Origin of the sequence: Pseudomonas paraeruginosa PA7 (assembly GCF_000017205.1) — a bacterium.
GTDB classification, from domain to species: Bacteria; Pseudomonadota; Gammaproteobacteria; order Pseudomonadales; family Pseudomonadaceae; genus Pseudomonas; species Pseudomonas paraeruginosa.
On record NC_009656.1, the window covers coordinates 3,539,641 to 3,556,425 of the forward strand.

The following is a 16,785-nucleotide window of genomic DNA, read 5'->3' on the forward strand; positions in this document are numbered from 1 at the left end:
ACTTCTCAAGAATCTGAAATCACTTAGCCATCACAGCCCTATCTTCTTGATAATCAATATATAATCAAAAAGATATAATACTTTGTAAACATCCCGATGACCCTGAAAAAGAAAATCCATTCCAATAAACCTCGAAATCAATATCAGAACTCTACGATGCGGATTTCATAACAGACTTCCAGGAGCGCCGGTTCACCACGAAATGACTTTCCGATACCTCGTTATTCTTCCGCGCGGCGATTTCCATCGCTCCGCCATCAAAGCGTCACCGATCCGGTACCAAGTTACGAAATCGGTCTTCTCCCGCGAGCGCGCATGATCACGATTTCTCCCCTGCCCAGGACACCGACCTGTTCGGCCTGATCCATGGCTTTCGCCCCGGCGAACCGGGGCGGGAAGTCGACTCCGCCCTCGCCTGCCTGCCTGCGACAGGCCCGGGACCCGGACGTGTTTCTGAACGCCGGCTGAGGAAGTGCCGGACTATTCCTTCGAGAGCCTCGTGAAGGTTCGCGCTCCGCGCGCATCGAGCACGTCGACTCCGCCTTGCTGGCACTGGTCAGCGACGTGGTCTTCAATTTCCGCCTGGTTTCCTCGGAGGTCACCACCCTCGGTGGTCTGCGCCCGCGGTCGCCTGCCGGTCAACGCGCGGACGCAGCCATTGCGCTCGGCGGACAAGCCGCGCTCCTCGGTGAAGCACGGCGAACGCTTTCGCTCCTCCGCTCGTCCCTGGAACTGTTGATCCACCTGCTGCGCGACCAGGGCGACTGCCCCAGATCGCCCGCGACACCCGCATGGCGATGGACCATATCGAGGACCAACTGCTGGCCCTGCGCCCCTCCGCGAACCGCGCCGAACAACACGACGACTGCTGAACATGGACAACGCCGGCGGACAGTGGTTAGGTTGCACGACGACCCTCCACCCGGACCGCCCATGAGCCTCTCCCCCGCCGATCTCAAGCAACTCCAGGCCGCCAAGAACCTGCTGGAGAACCCCGGCCTCACCGCGCAGCTCACCAGCCTGCTCGGCACGCCGATCGAATACGGCCTGAAGAAGCTGCCGCGCAAGGTCAGCGAGAAGCTCGGTTCGGTGATCGAAGGCGCATTGCTGAAAGTCGCCCGCTCGGCCACCGCGACCCTCCAGGAGAACGCCAGCGGTCAGCCGGCGAACCGCCTGCATACCCTGGGCGCCGCCGTTTCCGGTGGCGTCGGCGGCTTCTTCGGGCCGCTGGCGATGCTCGTCGAGGTTCCGGTCACCACCGGCATCATCTTCCGTTCCATCGCCGACATCGCACGCAGCGAGGGCGAGTCGGTCAAGGACATGGATACCCTGATGGCCTGCATCGAGGTCTTCGCCCTCGGCGGCAAGTCAGGCTCCGACGATGCCTCGGAGTCGGGCTACTATGCCGTGCGCACGGCGCTGGCACAGCAGGTCAAGGCCGCCGCCGACTTCCTCGGCAAGGACGCCGGCAGCAAGAAGGCCGCACCGATGCTCCTGGCGCTGGTGCGCAAGGTCGCCGAACGCCTGGGCGTGCAATATTCGGAGAAACTCGCGGCACAGATCGTGCCGATCGTCGGCGCCCTCGGCGGCGCGGCGATCAACACGGTGTTCATGAACCATTTCCAGGCCATGGCCCGCGGCCATTTCGTAGTCCGTCGCCTGGAGCGTCACTATGGCAAGGACGTGGTGCGCGAGGCCTATGCCCTGCTGCCGCGGCTCGGCTGAGCATGCCGGCGCGCGACTTCGAGCTGCTGCCCGCGCATCTGGCGGGGGTGGAGGCGGTCGCCGCGGAAAGCCTGCACCGTTTCCCCCGGCATTCCCACGCACAGTACGGTATCGGTCTGGTCGAGGCCGGCGCGCAGAAGTCCCTGAGCGGGCGCGGCATGGTCGAGGCCGAGGCTGGCGACCTGATCACCGTCAACCCCGGCGAAGTGCATGACGGCAGTCCGCTGGGCGGGCGGGCGCGACGCTGGCGGATGCTCTACCTGGAGCCGGCGTTGCTGGCCGAGGCCTGCGCCGGTATCGACGAGCGTTCGGCGAGCCCGCCGGAATTCACCCTCCCGGTGCTGCGCGCGCCGAGGCTGGCGGCAGTGTTCCGCCAGGCGTTCACGGCACTGACCGAAACACTGGGCGACGCCCAGTCGCTGGCCATCGAGGAATCGCTGGTCGGCCTGCTGGCGGAGATCGTCGTACCTTCCCGCCAGCCGCCGGCGGACATCCGCATCCAGCCTCTGCGCGAGCGGATCGACGACGATCCGCTCGCGCCCCTGAGCCTTGCCGAACTGGCCAGCATCGCCGGCCTCAGCCGCTACCAGGTGCTGCGTGCCTTCTCCCGCGCCACCGGTCTCACGCCCTACGCCTACCTGCTGCAACGCCGGCTGGAGCGCGCCCGTGGCCTGCTCGGCACCGACCAGCCGCTGGCCGACATCGCCCTGGCCTGTGGCTTCGCCGACCAGAGCCACCTGACCCGGCTGTTCGCCCGCCTCTATGGCATCTCGCCCGGGCGCTACGCCCGGCCCCGGCGCTGACTGCAATTTCGTTCAAGAACGCCGTCCGCATTGCTGGTGCAGTAGGCCGCTCCAACAGCGGAAGCCCATGTCATGTCCTCCCGTCACCTCGCCCAGGCCTGCCTGGCACTGGCCATGCTGCTGGTCGGCAGCACGGTGGTGGTCAGCAAGCTGCTGGCCCACGCCCTCGACCCCTTCCTCGCCACCGCCCTGCGCCTGGCCCTCGCCCTGCCCTGCTTCCTCATCCTGCTGCGCCTGTCCGGCCAGCGCTGGCCGCGCCTGGGAGCGCGCGACGGATGCTTGCTGCTGGCGCAGGCGGCGGCCGGCAGCGTCGGCTATACGGTGCTGCTGATCGTCGGCCTCCGTTACACCTCGGCCGCCGACGCCGGGGTGATCCTCGGCGCCCTGCCGCTGGTGGCGGCCTCGGTGTCGATCCTGCTGCTCGGTGAACGTCCGTCGCGCCGTTTGCTGGCGGCCCTGGCGCTGGCTTCGGCCGGGGTGGCGGCAATCACCCTGGAGCCCGGCGGCCCGCGCGGCGCCTGGCTGGGCAACCTGCTGGTGCTGCTGGCGGTGGGCTGCGAGGCGCTGTTCATCCTGCTCAACAAGGCGCTGCGTACGGCTGTGCCTGCGCTGCCGCTGTCCACCGCGATGAGCGCCCTCGGCCTGCTATTGAGCCTGCCGCTGGCGCTGCCCGCCCTGCCCGGCCTCGCCACGGTGCCGCTGTCGGCGCTGCTCGCGGTGCTCTACTACGCGCTACTGCCGACGGTGGCCGGTTTCCTGCTCTGGTACGCCGGCGCCAGCCGGGTCAGCGCCAGCGAAGCTTCGCTGTTCACCGCACTATTGCCGGCCAGCGCACTGCTGGCAGCGGCGCTGGCCGGCGAAACCGTGTCGGTGCGCCAGTTGTGTGGTCTCGGCTGCGTCCTACTGGCCTTGCTGGCGGTCCTGCTGCCGAACGGCCGGCGCAGGGGGCCCGGCTGAAGGCGGGCCCCCCGGGCGTCAGAAGGCCAGGCCGGGGTTGTACAGCGGGCGGAAGGCGCAATGGGTGGTGCCGGCGCTCTGGTTGTAGAGATAGAAACGCCGGCAGTCGTTGTCGTAGTTGCCGCTGCCGACATTGATCCGATAGGGGCCGAGGTTGACGCCTTGCAGCGACACGAAGGCACCGTTGTACAGCAGCGAGAAGTGCAGATGCGGTCCGGTCGAGCTGCCGCCCTCGCAGAGTGCGGTGTTGATATCGCTGGCATAGATCCCGAGCTTGGTGTCGGCGCTGACCTGCTGGCCATTGCTCACCTGGATCCGGTCCATGTGGTAGTAGTTGGTCGCCCAGCCGCTGGGATGGGTGACCCGCACCTGACAGCGCGACAGCACCCGTACCGTGCCGGCATGGGCGGCGACCACGCTGTAGGTCGGGCTGCCCCAGCGCGGCCAGTCGTAGGAGGCGTCGATGGACGACAGCGGATAGCCCGAGCCGCTGTTCGAATGCGCGCCATTCGGCTGCCAGGAATAGCCCTGCCGCCATGGCAACTGCATCAGGTTGGCCGGCGGCACCAGCGCGGCCTTCGCCTGCAACTGGCGGGCCGCACGGTTGCGCGGCTGCAGCAGCGCCTGGGACGGGGTGCCGAAAAGCCGCTGGAAGGTCTCGGCATAGGCGCCCAGCGGATGTCCACCATTGGCGTCGGCTTTCGCCGTGTCCTGCAACAGCAGCCCCAGCAGCGCGGCGGAAGCCGGGTTCAGGCCGTTCTCGGCAACGGTGCTGGCGGCTGCCGCCTGGCGCAACCGGTACTCCTCGAAGCCGTAGTAGCGCCGCGACAACTGCTGCAGCACATCGCGCACCTGGGCCTCGAAGCCCTGCTTCGCCGACAGGCGCCCCAGCGGCGCCGCCAGGGCCTGCGGGTCCGGCGCGCCAAGCGGGCCGGACTGCATGACCATCAGCGTCAGCAACACTTTCGGGTTGATGCTGTAGTAGCCGCTCCAGTGCTCCAGGTACTCGCTCCTGTCACGCAACGCCGGCGCGTTCAGCGCCAGGTAGGCCTCCAGGTCGAAGGCCTCGGCGTCGCGGCCGTAGAGAAACAGGTCGTCGTTCAGCGGCAGGGCCACGCTGGGCAATTGCAGCCGCTCGAGCAGTTCCGCCGTGTAGCGGAATGCCGGCAGGCCCTCGTCGTGGGCGCTGGCGGCGCCGCTCACGGCAAGTGCCAACACGGCGAGCAGAAACGGCGAGCTGGAGCTCGCCAGGGCACGCGATCGTTTGTGTTGCATGGGTAGCTCCTGGTCATCGAAGGGAAACCTTGAAAGCCAGCAGCCCGGCAACATCGTCTCCAACGGGGCGGCCTGGTCCGCTCCGCCGGTATTTCGCCCAGGCCGGGTTGCACGCCGCAGGACCGTGCAACGCCGCCAGCCGGGGGGGCAACTACCAGCTTTTGCAGTAAATCCGCCCCCTGGCCGTTTCAGTCGGAAAAATGTGCGGCAGCGCACCAAGGACCCATCGAGTCGATCACAGTACGCCAGCCCACGGAAATACCTCGATACAGTCCGCGCCTTCAACGCTCTTCGTCGCCGCTACCGTCGAGGGGGTCGCGACGGGCCATCTCGGCCTCGTCGAGACCGTGTCCGGCACCGATCTCGTTGCCACGCACGACCCTCAGCCGCTTGTCCGCGGGTGCTTCACCGCCACGCTCGGCGGGCGAGCGGGCGCCGCTCTCGTCGATCAGGGTCTCCGGCGCCAGGTCGTCCATGCCGACATTGTCCTGGTAACCATCGTCCGCGTCCGGCTGTCCGCCGGCATGCCCGGCCTCGCGCACCCGTCGCGAGGAAAACTCGGCGTCAACCTCGGCTTCCGGACGCTCATCGCCGATGCGCGCCTTGCGCGCCTGGCGGCGCTCGTCGAAATCGAGCTCGCGGATCGAGCCCATGCGGTCCTGGATATCGTCGATTTCCTGGGGCGTGGTTTTCCGTCGTGTAGCCATGGCGACCTCCCGTTACGAATGTCGGGCGAAGACTGCGCACCGCGCAGCGCCCTTGTCGGGTCGACCGGCGAGGCACGGGAAGATTCAGGAATTCCAACCGACGGCAGCCTGGCGGCGGAAAAAAAAGCCGGATCGGCCCGGGGCGGGCTGGACGATCCGGCGGAATCGAAGCGCGGGACGTCGCGCACCTTGCCGCCGACGGCGGGAGGTGGCGCACAGCGTTTCGCAGGGAATGACCACGGGCATCGGCCGGTGGTCCAGGGGGAGTCAGCTAGGGACGGCTTCCTCGAGGTAGTCGACGGCCTCGCGCACGGTCTCGATCCGCTCCACGTCGTCATCGGCGATCTCGACGCCGAACTCCGCTTCCAGGGCCATGACCAGCTCGACCACCTCGAGCGACTCGGCTCCGAAGTCGCGACGAAAGTCGCTGTCGAGCCGGATGTCACATTCCTCCACGCCGAGCCGGGCGGCCACCAGTTTCCTCACTCTGGTCTCGATGTCGTCCATGCCTCGCGGTCCCGATGTCCCGACCGTGGAAAAGTGCGGCTAATAAAGCCTCCGCCCCCGCCAGCGACAACTGCCAGATCTGGCAGTGGCGGAAGGCCGACCCACGGCCGCCGCGCCCTGCCGGGCTGGCACGGTGGCTGAGCCGCTGCCGGGAAGATGAAGCCTGTCACAGCCTTTCCTGGGTGCGCGCTACCACCCGCGCCCTGGCCCGCGGCAGGCTCTCCGGCAATCCGGCCAGGGCCCGCTGCGCCTGCCGCGGATCGGCGAAATCGCCCTGCTCCACGGCGAACCACTCGCCGTCGTCGCGCTTCTCGCGGCGCAGGCGCAAGGCTAGCCCCGCGTGGCGTTCGATCAGCGCCCGCATGAACGCCTCGCTGCTACCCTCGATCAGGCGCACCGTGTAACGCCGCGCTGGCGCCGCCGTGGGCTCGCTCTCGCGCACCTCCAGCACCTCGCCGCCACGGCCGTTGCCCAGGCTCGCCGGGTCCGCCAGGCGCGGCTTCTCCATCAGCACCGGGGCCGGATCCGGGTAGCCGCGCGGCGACTCGGGAAGCGCCGGCAGGGCCTGCGCGGCGGGGCGCAGGTCGATGGCCGGGGCGGCGTCGAACAAGGGAGTCGAGGCGCCGCGCAATACCTGGATGGAACGGTAGCGGCCCTGGCTGACCCGTGCCAGGCCGACGGCGTCGCGGACGATGCTCGGGCGCAGGAAGACCATCAGGTTGCGCTTCACCCGGGTGTCCCGGGTCGAACGAAACAGCCGGCCGACCCCGGGAATGTCGCCGAGCAGGGGCACCCGCGAGTCGCTGCGCACCACGTCGTCCTGGATCAGCCCGCCAAGCACGATCACCTGGCCGTCGTCGGCGAGTACCGTGCTCTTGATCGAGCGCTTGTTGGTCACCAGGTCCACCGTCTTGGCCGCCAGCGTGGCCGCTGGCGCGATCGAGGAGATCTCCTGCTCTATTTCCAGGCGCAGCATGCGGTCGTCGCCGATATGCGGGGTCACCTTCAGGGTCACTCCGATGTCCTTGCGCTCGACAGTGGTGAAGGGGTTGCTCGATCCTTCGCTGTTGGTGGTGTAGGAACCGGTCTGGAACGGTACATTCTGCCCGACCAGGATCTCCGCCTTCTGGTTGTCCAGGGTCAGCAGGCTCGGGGTCGACAGCAGGTTGCTGTTGCTGTTGCGGGTCAGCGCGGTGATCAGTGCGCCGAAGTCGCGGCTGCCAAGGCCAACGATGGCGCCATCCGGTAGCTCGGCTGGTGGCTTGCCGCTCTGCAGCGCACCGAGCAGCGTGCCGATGGACAGTCCGCTGCCGGCGAAGCTGGTGCCGCCGACGGCATGCCCGCCGCGCATGGCCCATTGCACGCCGAGCGCCTCGTTGAGTTCGCCGGTCAGTTCGACGATCGCCGCCTCCACCAGCAACTGCGCGCGCGGCACGTCGAGTTGGCGGACGATCTCCTCGAACAATCCGACCTCCTGCGGATCGGCGAGGATCACCAGCGCATTCAACGATTCGTCGGCACGCACCAGCGCGCCGCGCTTGCCGCTGCGCCGCTGTCCCTGATCCCCGCCCTCCCGCAGCGACTCGCCGATCTCTCCCAGGGTGCTGGCGATGGTCTTGGCGTCGCCATGGCGCAGGCGGATCACCCGGCTGTTGGCCGAGCGCGACGATGGCACGTCCAGCGACTGCGCCAGGCGCAACAGCCGGGCCCGCGCCTGTGGCGGGCCGAGCAGGACCAGGCGGTTGCTGCGACTGTCGGCGAGGACCTGGACGGTGGCGGCGTTCTTTCCGGCGGCCGGGGTGACGCTTTGGTCGAGCACCTCGGCGATTTCCGCGACCCAGGCATGGCGCAGGTCGTAGATGCTGTAGTCGTGCTCGCCGGCCTGGTCGAGGCTGCGCACGATCGACTCGATGCGCTCGATGTTGGCGCGCCGGTCGCTGACGATCAGCGCATTGGCCGAGGGTACCGCCGCGAGATGGCCGTGGGCCGGGACCAGCGGACGGATCATCGGGATCAGCTCCACCACCGAGGTCTGCCGGGCCTGGATCACCCGCGTCTCCAGGCTGCCCGGCCCGACGTGGACGCCGCCACCGGCGGCGTCCTGGCGCCCCTCCATGTTCGGCACGATGCGCGCCTGCCCGTCCTGGGGCAGCACCGCGTAGCCATGAGTGGCGAGCACCGAAAGGAACAGCTGGTAGACCTCCGCCAGGTTCAGCCGCGCCTGGGAAACCACCGTGACCCGACCCTTCACTCGCGGATCGACGATGAAAGTCTGGCCACTGATGGCCGAGACCTGCTCGATGAAGTCGCCGAGCTCGGCCTCCTTCATGTTGATCGTCCACTGCTCTTCCTCCTGCGCGGCGGCAGTGGCGGCAGGCGCCGGATGCGCCGTCGCCGCCAGGCCGGGAGTGACGAGCGCCAGCAGCAGGAACAGCGAAGACAAACGGAGGGCGGAACGGGTACTACAACGTGGCATGGGTGGCTTCTGCCCTTCCGGCTTTGGGGAAATACAGACGTTCTTCATGACCCTGGTCGCGTAGCACCACGTGGTCGCGATAGACCGCCAGCAGCACGGTGCCGGGGCGCACTTCGGCGCCCGCCAGGAAGCGCTGCGAGCGCCCGGCCACCGCGATCAGCGCCGCCGAACGATCCGCGCGAAGCGCCAGGAAGCAGGCCAGCAGGCGCAATTGCAGGCGCTCGCCGGCGGGCGCACCGCGTGGCGGCGGGGCCGCGCCGAACAACCTGGCGAGCGCCGCGCGCGAAGCCGGCACCGACGCGCGCGCGGGTGCCACGGGCAACGCGGCGGGCAACGCGCCCAGTTCATGGCGCAGGGCCCGCGCCTGGCTGGCCAGGCTGGCGCTGAGCAACGCCAGCAGCAGCACGCAGAGCGCGGCGGGCACCTGCCCGGACAGGCCACGCGGGGCAATGGGAAACGATGGGAAATGACGCGACATGCAGCAGACGGGTTCCGGCAGACGGGCATGCTGCAACGGCGCGGCTCGCCCAGGGGCGGCGAGCATAAGGGATGGTCTCGCGGCCTATGGCCGCGAAAGGGCAAAACTGTTAAAGACGCCCGCTTTGAACCGCCGGGCCGGGAACTGGCCCACAAAACGGTCGTGGAGAAAGACCGGTATCAGCGTTTGCCCATCGAACGACGGGTGCCGCGCGGCGCCATGCCGGGGCGCTGGCCCTTGTCGTGGACCCTGTGCTGCGGATAGAGCTGGGCCTGGTTCTTCTTCGCCAGGGCGGCTTTCAGCAGCGCGCTGGCGTCGCTCGGCGCGGCAGGGGCCGGGGCGTCGTCGGTGGTAGGGGCCTGGGGAGTAGCGTCGGGGGCGGAAGCCATGGCGTGTCCGGATCGGGGGAAATCGTGGGGGCGCGATTATACATGGCTCCCCAGCGCTCCGGCAGCACCCCCGGCGTGCCGCAACCGGTCAACGCACCTGCCACCAGCCCGGCAATAGCCGGCGCACCCTGGCCTGGGCGAAACGGTCGTCGATCAGGTGCACCACGCCGCGATCGCTGCGGCTGCGGATCACCCTCCCGGCGGCCTGGACCACCTTCTGCAGGCCCGGGTACAGGTAGGTATAGTCGTAACCGTCGCCGAACAGGCGCTGCATGCGCAGCCGAATCTGCTCGTTGACCGGGTTGACCTGGGGCAACCCGAGGGTGGCGATGAAAGCGCCGATCAGGCGCTCGCCCGGCAGGTCGATGCCTTCGCCGAAGGCACCGCCGAGCACGGCGAAGCCAATGCCCTCGCCGCCCGCGACGAAGCGTTCGAGGAAGGCCCGGCGCTCCTCTTCGTCCATCCGTCGCGTCTGGCTCCAGCACGGCAGCCACGGGTATGCCTGGCGGAAGACTTCCAGCGCCTGCTGCAAGTAATCGAAACTGCTGAAGAAGGCCAGGTAGTTGCCCGGCCGCTGGCGAAATTGCTCGCCGAGAATCGCCGCGATCGGCGCCAGGGATGCCTGGCGATGCGCGTAGCGCGTGGACACGCGGCGTTGCAGGTGGACCTCCAGCTGCTCGGCGCTGAACGGCGAGTCCACCTCCAACCAGGGCGTGCCCGCCGGCAGGCCGAGCAGGTCGGCGTAATAGTCGCGCGGCCCGAGGGTAGCGGAGAACAGCACGGTGGAGCGGCTGGCGGCGAAGCGCTCGGCGAGGAACGCCGCCGGCACCACGTTGCGCAGGCACAGGCGGGCCAGGCTGCGGCCGCCGCTGCCTGGACGCTTCTCGATATCGAACAGGGAATGCTCGCCGAACAGCTCGGCGAGGCGGCCGAACTGCAGGATCGCGAAGTAGAACTCCTGCAACGCCGGCTCCAGCGCCTGCGGCTGCTCGGCGAGCAGGTCGTTGATCGCCCCCACCGCGCTCTGCAAGGCCAGGAGCAGCTTCTGCGGTGGCTCCTCGTAGGCCTGGTAGTCGTCCGCCTGGGCCTTGGCCAGTTCGTTCCAGGCACGCTGGATGCGTTCCAGGGGTTTCTTCAGGACCGCCGGGGCGCTCTTGCGCACGCCGAGGAAATCGCCCTGGTCGAGTTCGGCGGAGTACATCCGCCGGCCGCGCTCCACCAGGTTGTGCGCCTCGTCCACCAGCACCGCCAGCCGCCACTGGTTGACCTGGGCCAGGCCATGGAGCATGCCGCCGAGGTCGAAGTAGTAGTTGTAGTCGCCCACCGCCAGGTCGCACCAGCGCGCCAGTTCCTGGCCCAGGTAATAGGGGCAGACCTGGTGCGCCAGCGCCACCTCGCGCAACCGCGCCTGGTCCAGCCAGCGCGCCTCCACGGCGGCGGCGCGCGCCGCCGGCAGGCGCTCGTAGAAGCCCCGGGCCAGGGGACAGGATTCGCCGTGGCAGGCCTTGTCCGGGTGCTCGCAGGCCTTGTCCCGCGCCACCAGTTCCAGCACTCGCACGGGCAGTTCGCCGGCCTCCCCGTGCAGGCTGCGCAGGGCATCCAGGGCCAGGGCCCGACCCGGGGTCTTGGCGGCCAGGAAGAACAGCCGGTCCAGGCGCTGCCCGGGCATCGCCTTGAGCTGCGGGAACAGCGTGCCGATGGTCTTGCCGATCCCGGTCGGCGCCTGGGCCATCAGGCAGCAACCGGCGGAGGCCGCCTTGTACACCGCCTCCGCCAGTTGTCGCTGGCCATGGCGGAATTCGCCGTGGGGAAAGCGCAGCGCGAGCAGTCCGCGGTCGCGTCGCTGGCGGTGCGCGAGTTCCTGCTCGGCCCAGGCGAGAAACGCCTGGCACTGGGTTTCGAAGAAGATCCGCAGGTCGTCGGCGCGCTGGCGCTCGACGAAACGCGTTTCCTTGTGGCTGCCGACCTCCAGGTAGACCAGCGCCAGTTCGATTTCCTCCAGCTTCCGTTCGGCGCAGAGCAGCCAGCCGTAGACCCTGGCCTGGGCCCAGTGCAGGTGCCGGTGGTTGGCCGGTTGCAGGGCGAGGTCGCCGCGGTGGGTCTTGATTTCCTCCAGGCAGTTCGCCTGCGGATCGTAGCCATCCGCCCGGCCGCGTACCTGCAGGTGCCGGTAGCGTCCGCTCAGCGCCACTTCGCGCTGGTAGTGGGCGGGACGCCGGGAGGTCACCAGGGTGTGTCCGGCGATGCCCTCCAGGGCGCTGGGCGAAGGGGTGAAGCGCAGGTCGAGGTCGCCGCGCTTGGCGGTGAACTCGCAGAGCGCGCGCACCGCCACCTGGTAAGGGACGTCGACGCCGGCCTCAGGCATCGGCACGCCACTGCACGTAGCAGACCGCCACCGGCATGTCGCGCTCGCGGCAGAATTGCAGCCAGCGCAACTGGTTGTCCTGCAGGCGGTCGCCCGGTCCCTTGACCTCGACCATCCGGTAGCGGCGCTGCGCCGGCCAGAACTGGATCAGGTCCGGCAGGCCGGCGCGGTTGCCCGGGATATCCTCCAGCAGGCGCTCGAACCAGGCGCGCAGGTGGGCCGCCGGCAGGCAGTCGAGCGCCTGCTCGAGCAAATCCTCGCCGAGCAGCTCCCAGTGGACGAAGGGTGACTGCAGGCCGGATTTCTCGCGGTAGCGGCGGCGGATCGCATCGCGATAGCTGCCATCCTCCAGCCGGCCCAGGCAGGCCTCGAACAGGGCGGCGCGGCGCTGGTGGAAGTCGGCACCGTGCAGGTCCGCCGGCGCACTGTGGAAGGGATGGAAGAACGCCCCGGGAATGGCGGCGAAGATCGCCTCCCAGCAGAGCAGCCCGAACAGCGAGTTGATCAGGCCGTTCTCGACGTAGTGCACCGCGCAACCCGGTTCTTCCAGGTGCTCGCGGACCGCCCACTCGACGCTACACGGTTCGCTCGGGAACGCCAGGCACAGGTCCAGGCGTTCGATTTCCGGCGGCGCGGCCCGCGCCTGCCGCGGCAGGCCAAGCTTGCCCTGCAGGCGCGGCAACAGCCGCGCCAGGCCCTGGCGCTCGGCGTCGCTTTCCGGCGCGCTGGCGGCCTCCAGCGCCAGCGTATGGGCCTCGGCGAAGCGCTCGCCGCGTTCCAGGCTGCGGATCGCCCGCAGGCGCGCGCCGGGATGGCTGGACTGGCGATAGAGTGCATGGGCCAGGTGGAAATCCTGTCGCTTCTCGCAGTGCTGGGCGAACTGGAACAGCAGCTTGACCCGTCGCCCCTCCAGCCAGGAGTTGGCATACGGCTCGCGCGGCAGGTCGGCGAGCAGCTCGCCCAGCGGCTCGCCGAGGTCGAAGCGCTGCCGGCAATCGAACAGGCGCAGGTAGGCGTCGATGTCCTCGCGCTGGCGAAAGCCGCGGGAATCGGCGGAAAACTCGACGCTTTCGTAGCGATAGATGCCCAGGTCGGCGAGGACGAATTCCGACCAGTCCTGCCACAGGTTGCCGAAGTACATCAGCCGCAGGCGGTCGCAGAGCGCCATGCAGCGCAGCGCATAGATCGGCTCGGGGAAGTCGGCCTGCCACTCGGCCAGCCGCCGCGCCTCGGGAAACAACGGCTGCAGCCGTTCCAGCAGTTCGTCCTTGCGCAGGTTGGCCCGCTCGAGATGCGCCCGGAACAGCCGCGACAATTCGTCCTTCTTCAGCAGCGCGAACAGCTGCGCCAGTTCCAGCTCCGGCTGCGCGTCCACCCAGCCCAGCGCGAGCAAGGGTTGCACGGCAGCATGGGTATCGCCGATCTCGGCATAGGCCAGCTTGCCTTCGCGGAACAGCGTGCCCTTGCGCATCACCATGCGCACCAGCAACGCCTGGCTGGCCTCGGGCAGCGCGGCGAACGCGGCGATGAAGGCGCGCTCCTGGTCGTCGAGCAGATCGGCATAGCGTTCGCCGATCCAGGCGAGCACCGCGCGGAAGTTGTGCAGGTAGTAGAAGGGTTCGGGAAGCGCTGGGGAATTCACGGGAAGCGGAGCCTGGTACTGTTCATGCATACAGATACCAGTGCCCCCGCGGCTTGGCAATGCGCATCCGATCAAGCGTCGCCGGCATGGCGACGACTATCCAGGCACAAGGCGTTCGTTATATAAAAATATTAACAACGAAACCTGCCCCGTATCGGTCCGATGAAGAAGATCCGCCAACGCAACCTGCAATTGATCCTCGACGCCGCCTGCGAAGTCTTCGCCGACTGCGGCTTCAGCGCCGCCCGGCTCAGCGACGTCGCCGAGCACGCCGGCGTGGCCAAGGCCAACGTGCTCTATTACTACCGCTCCAAGGCGCAACTCTACGAAGCGGTGCTGGACAGCATCGTCGAGCCTCTGCTGGAAGCCTCCCGGCCATTCGCCGGCGACCAGCCGCCCGCCGAGGCGCTACGCGCCTACGTCGACAACAAGATGCGCATCGGCGCCGAGCGGCCGCACGCGGCCAGGGTCTTCTCCTGCGAGATCATGCGCGGCGCGCCGCGCATGCCGGCGACGCTGCTGGAACGCCTCGACGCCCAGGCCGAACGCAACGCCGAACGCATCCGCCACTGGATCGCCGAGGGCCTGCTGGCGCCGCTGGATCCGTACCACCTGCTGCTCAACCTCTGGGCCATGACCGAGTCCTATGCCCTCGGCGGCTGGCAGCTGGCGCGTCTCACCGGGCAGGCGGGACTGCGTCCGGACGACTACCGGCAGGCGGCGGAGAACATCGTCCGGCTGGTCTGCGCCGGTTGCCTCGCCACCTCCGCCGAGTCCGCCGCGCGCCGGCGGATCCGTGCGGTGGGCGCCTGAGCGTCTTGCGCGAGATCAATTTCCACGCACCGCTATATTCCAAAAGCCATAGCGAAGCCCTAAGCTTGCGCCAGCCCCGTCCGCCCTCCACAGGAGCCCCCATGACCACCCGACTGCCCCAGCTGTTGCTCGCCCTCCTCGCCAGCGCCGTAACTCTGGCCGCCAGCGCCGAGGAAGTTCAGGTCGCTGTCGCGGCCAACTTCACCGCGCCGATCCAGGCCATCGCCAGGGATTTCGAAAAGGACACCGGGCACAGGCTGGTCGCCGCCTACGGCGCCACCGGCCAGTTCTATACCCAGATCAAGAACGGCGCGCCATTCCAGGTTTTCCTCTCCGCCGACGACAGCACGCCGGCGAAGCTGGAGCAGGAAGGCGAGATCGTGCCCGGCTCACGCTTCACCTATGCCATCGGCACCCTGGCGCTCTGGTCGCCCAAGGCCGGCTACGTCGACGCCAAGGGCGAGGTGCTGAAGAGCGGCAGCTTCAGGCACCTGTCCATCGCCAACCCGAAGACCGCGCCCTACGGCCTCGCCGCGACCCAGGCGATGGACAGGCTCGGTCTCGCCGCCACGCTCAGGCCGAGGTTGGTGGAAGGGCAGAACATCAGCCAGGCCTACCAGTTCGTTTCCAGCGGCAACGCCGAACTGGGCTTCGTCGCCCTGTCGCAGATCTACAAGGATGGTAAAGTCGCCAGCGGCTCGGCCTGGATCGTTCCCGCCGAGCTGCACGACCCGATCCGCCAGGACGCGGTCATCCTCAACAAGGGCAAGGACAACGCTGCCGCCAGGGCCCTGGTCGACTACCTCAAGGGTCCCAGGGCCGCCGCGCTGATCAAGTCCTACGGCTACGAACTCTAAGGCGGGACCCGCATGGCGTTGCCACTCGACAGTACGGACCTGGCGGCCATCTGGCTGACCATCGAGCTGGCTTCGCTCACCACCCTCCTCCTGCTGCTGATCGGCACGCCCATCGCCTGGTGGCTGGCGCGCACCCGCTCCTGGCTGAAGGGGCCGATCGGCGCGGTGGTGGCCCTGCCGCTGGTGCTGCCGCCGACGGTGATCGGTTTCTACCTGCTGGTCAGCATGGGTCCCAACGGTTTCATCGGCCAGCTCACCCAGGGCCTCGGCCTGGGCACCCTGCCCTTCACCTTCGCCGGCCTGGTGGTCGGCTCGGTGTTCTACTCGCTGCCCTTCGTCGTGCAACCGCTGCAGAACGCCTTCGAGGCGATCGGCGAGAAACCGCTGGAGGCCGCCGCGACCCTGCGCGCCAGCCCCATCGACCGCTTCTTCAGCGTGGTCCTGCCGCTGGCCCGGCCGGGCTTCGTCACCGCCGCGATCCTCGGCTTCGCTCATACCGTCGGCGAGTTCGGCGTGGTGCTGATGATCGGCGGCAACATTCCGGAGAAGACCCGCGTGGTCTCGGTGCAGATATTCGACCACGTCGAAGCCATGGAGTACGCCCAGGCCCACTGGCTGGCCGGTGGCATGGTGGTGTTCTCCTTCATCGTCCTCCTCGCCCTCTATTCGGGCCGGCGCCGCCGGCCGGGCTGGGCCTGAGATGGATGGCCTGCGCCTGCGCTTCCGCCGCGCCTACCCCGGCTTCGAACTGGACGTCGACCTGGACCTGCCCGGCCGCGGCGTCACCGCGTTGTTCGGCCATTCCGGCTCGGGCAAGAGCACCTGCCTGCGCTGCATCGCCGGCCTGGAAAAGGCCGCCGAGGGCGAGGTGACGATCAACGGCGAGACCTGGCAGGACAGCCGCCGCAACCTCTTCGTCGCGCCGCACCGGCGCGCCCTCGGCTATGTGTTCCAGGACGCCAACCTGTTCCGCCATCTATCGGTGCGGCGCAACCTGGTCTTCGGCCTCAGGCGCATCGCCGCCGCCGAACGCCGCGTCGAGCTGGAACAGGCCTGTGCCCTGCTCGGCATCGAGCACCTGCTCGAGCGCATGCCCGAACGTCTCTCCGGCGGCGAACAGCAGCGCGTCGGCATCGCCCGGGCCCTGCTCACCAGCCCGCGTCTGTTGCTGATGGACGAGCCGCTGGCATCCCTCGACCTGAAACGCAAGGGCGAGATCCTGCCCTATCTCGAACGCCTGCACGAGGAACTGGACATCCCGGTCCTCTATGTCAGCCATTCGCCGGACGAAGTGGCGCGCCTGGCCGATCACCTGGTGCTGCTGGAGAACGGCAGGGTCCGCGCCAGCGGGCCGATCGGCGAAACCCTGGCGCGAGTGGACCTGCCGCTGGCGCTGGACGACGACGCCGGGGTGGTGATCGAGGGTACGGTCAGCGGCCACGACCCGGCCTACGGCCTGCTGACCCTGGTCCTGCCCGGCAGCGCGCTGCAGATGCGTGTCGCCCACGCCCCGCTGGCTCCCGGCAAGCGCCTGCGCTTCAAGGTACAGGCGCGCGACGTCAGCCTGAACCTGCGCGAGGACGCCCAGAGCAGCATCCTCAACCGCCTGCCGGTACGGGTCCTGGAATTGGTCGATACCGACACCGCGGCCCACGTGCTGGTGCGCCTGGACGCCGGCGGCAATCCGTTGCTGGCGCGGATCACCCGTTACTCACGGGACCAGTTGCAACTACGGCCCGGCCAACTGGTGTGGGCGCAGATCAAGTCGGTGGCGGTGCTCGCCTGAACCCC

The 16,785-nt window shown here is 68.6% G+C and carries 15 protein-coding genes and 1 pseudogene; 8 read left to right on the forward strand and 8 right to left on the reverse strand.

Annotated elements, in window-relative coordinates; all coding sequences use genetic code 11:
- Positions 1-494 precede the first annotated feature (494 nt).
- From PSPA7_RS32685 to PSPA7_RS16215, 4 genes and pseudogenes are all read left to right on the forward strand, one after another.
- Positions 495-854, forward strand: a pseudogene (locus PSPA7_RS32685) (magnesium transporter CorA family protein); the annotation flags it as partial.
- Positions 855-933: 79 nt separating this feature from the next.
- Positions 934-1,725, forward strand: a complete 792-nt coding sequence (locus tag PSPA7_RS16205) for an EcsC family protein (protein WP_003156207.1) — start codon at positions 934-936, stop codon at positions 1,723-1,725.
- A gap of 2 nt (positions 1,726-1,727) precedes the next feature.
- Positions 1,728-2,528 carry an AraC family transcriptional regulator gene (locus PSPA7_RS16210; RefSeq protein ID WP_012076119.1) on the forward strand — a complete coding sequence of 267 codons (801 nt, stop codon included), beginning with the start codon at positions 1,728-1,730 and terminating at the stop codon, positions 2,526-2,528.
- A 72-nt stretch (positions 2,529-2,600) separates the two neighbouring features.
- Complete coding sequence (locus PSPA7_RS16215; RefSeq protein WP_012076120.1) at positions 2,601-3,485, forward strand: DMT family transporter; 885 nt, start codon at positions 2,601-2,603, stop codon at positions 3,483-3,485.
- A gap of 18 nt (positions 3,486-3,503) precedes the next feature.
- Here the strand turns inward: PSPA7_RS16215 and PSPA7_RS16220 are convergent, their stop codons facing one another.
- The 8 genes from PSPA7_RS16220 to PSPA7_RS16255 form a co-directional block, all read right to left on the reverse strand.
- Entirely contained in the window at positions 3,504-4,760 is a 1,257-nt protein-coding gene (locus tag PSPA7_RS16220; RefSeq protein WP_012076121.1) for a M23 family metallopeptidase, read from the reverse strand.
- A 281-nt stretch (positions 4,761-5,041) separates the two neighbouring features.
- Complete coding sequence (locus PSPA7_RS16225) at positions 5,042-5,467, reverse strand: hypothetical protein (protein WP_012076122.1); 426 nt, start codon at positions 5,465-5,467, stop codon at positions 5,042-5,044.
- Between the two features lie 267 nt (positions 5,468-5,734).
- Positions 5,735-5,974: an acyl carrier protein gene (gene acpP / locus PSPA7_RS16230; protein ID WP_012076123.1), complete on the reverse strand. Its 240-nt coding sequence runs from the start codon at positions 5,972-5,974 to the stop codon at positions 5,735-5,737.
- Between the two features lie 166 nt (positions 5,975-6,140).
- The gene (gspD, locus tag PSPA7_RS16235) at positions 6,141-8,450 is read right to left on the reverse strand and encodes a type II secretion system secretin GspD (protein WP_041025363.1); all 2,310 of its coding nucleotides are present in this window, start codon (positions 8,448-8,450) and stop codon (positions 6,141-6,143) included.
- Positions 8,437-8,964, reverse strand: a complete 528-nt coding sequence (locus PSPA7_RS16240) for a type II secretion system protein N (protein ID WP_033997216.1) — start codon at positions 8,962-8,964, stop codon at positions 8,437-8,439. Before PSPA7_RS16240 ends, gspD begins: the two co-directional genes overlap by 14 nt.
- A gap of 143 nt (positions 8,965-9,107) precedes the next feature.
- Positions 9,108-9,317, reverse strand: coding sequence for a hypothetical protein (locus PSPA7_RS16245; RefSeq protein WP_012076126.1), 210 nt, complete (start codon positions 9,315-9,317; stop codon positions 9,108-9,110).
- Between the two features lie 88 nt (positions 9,318-9,405).
- On the reverse strand, positions 9,406-11,682 hold the full coding sequence (locus tag PSPA7_RS16250; protein ID WP_012076127.1) for an ATP-dependent DNA helicase: 2,277 nt from the start codon (positions 11,680-11,682) through the stop codon (positions 9,406-9,408).
- Positions 11,675-13,354 carry a VRR-NUC domain-containing protein gene (locus tag PSPA7_RS16255; RefSeq protein ID WP_041025364.1) on the reverse strand — a complete coding sequence of 560 codons (1,680 nt, stop codon included), beginning with the start codon at positions 13,352-13,354 and terminating at the stop codon, positions 11,675-11,677. Before PSPA7_RS16255 ends, PSPA7_RS16250 begins: the two co-directional genes overlap by 8 nt.
- A 132-nt stretch (positions 13,355-13,486) precedes the next feature.
- Here PSPA7_RS16255 and PSPA7_RS16260 point away from each other — a divergent pair, with 132 nt between their 5' ends.
- The 4 genes from PSPA7_RS16260 (at position 13,487) to modC (ending at position 16,780) form a co-directional block, all read left to right on the forward strand.
- Positions 13,487-14,137, forward strand: coding sequence for a TetR/AcrR family transcriptional regulator (locus PSPA7_RS16260; RefSeq protein ID WP_004367882.1), 651 nt, complete (start codon positions 13,487-13,489; stop codon positions 14,135-14,137).
- Between the two features lie 101 nt (positions 14,138-14,238).
- Positions 14,239-14,994, forward strand: a complete 756-nt coding sequence (modA, locus tag PSPA7_RS16265) for a molybdate ABC transporter substrate-binding protein (RefSeq protein ID WP_012076130.1) — start codon at positions 14,239-14,241, stop codon at positions 14,992-14,994.
- 12 nt (positions 14,995-15,006) lie between these two features.
- A complete protein-coding gene (gene modB / locus PSPA7_RS16270) occupies positions 15,007-15,693 on the forward strand; it encodes a molybdate ABC transporter permease subunit (RefSeq protein ID WP_012076131.1) in 687 nt (228 codons plus the stop codon).
- Between the two features lies 1 nt (position 15,694).
- Positions 15,695-16,780: a molybdenum ABC transporter ATP-binding protein gene (gene modC, locus PSPA7_RS16275; protein ID WP_012076132.1), complete on the forward strand. Its 1,086-nt coding sequence runs from the start codon at positions 15,695-15,697 to the stop codon at positions 16,778-16,780.
- The last annotated feature ends 5 nt before the right edge of the window (positions 16,781-16,785 follow it).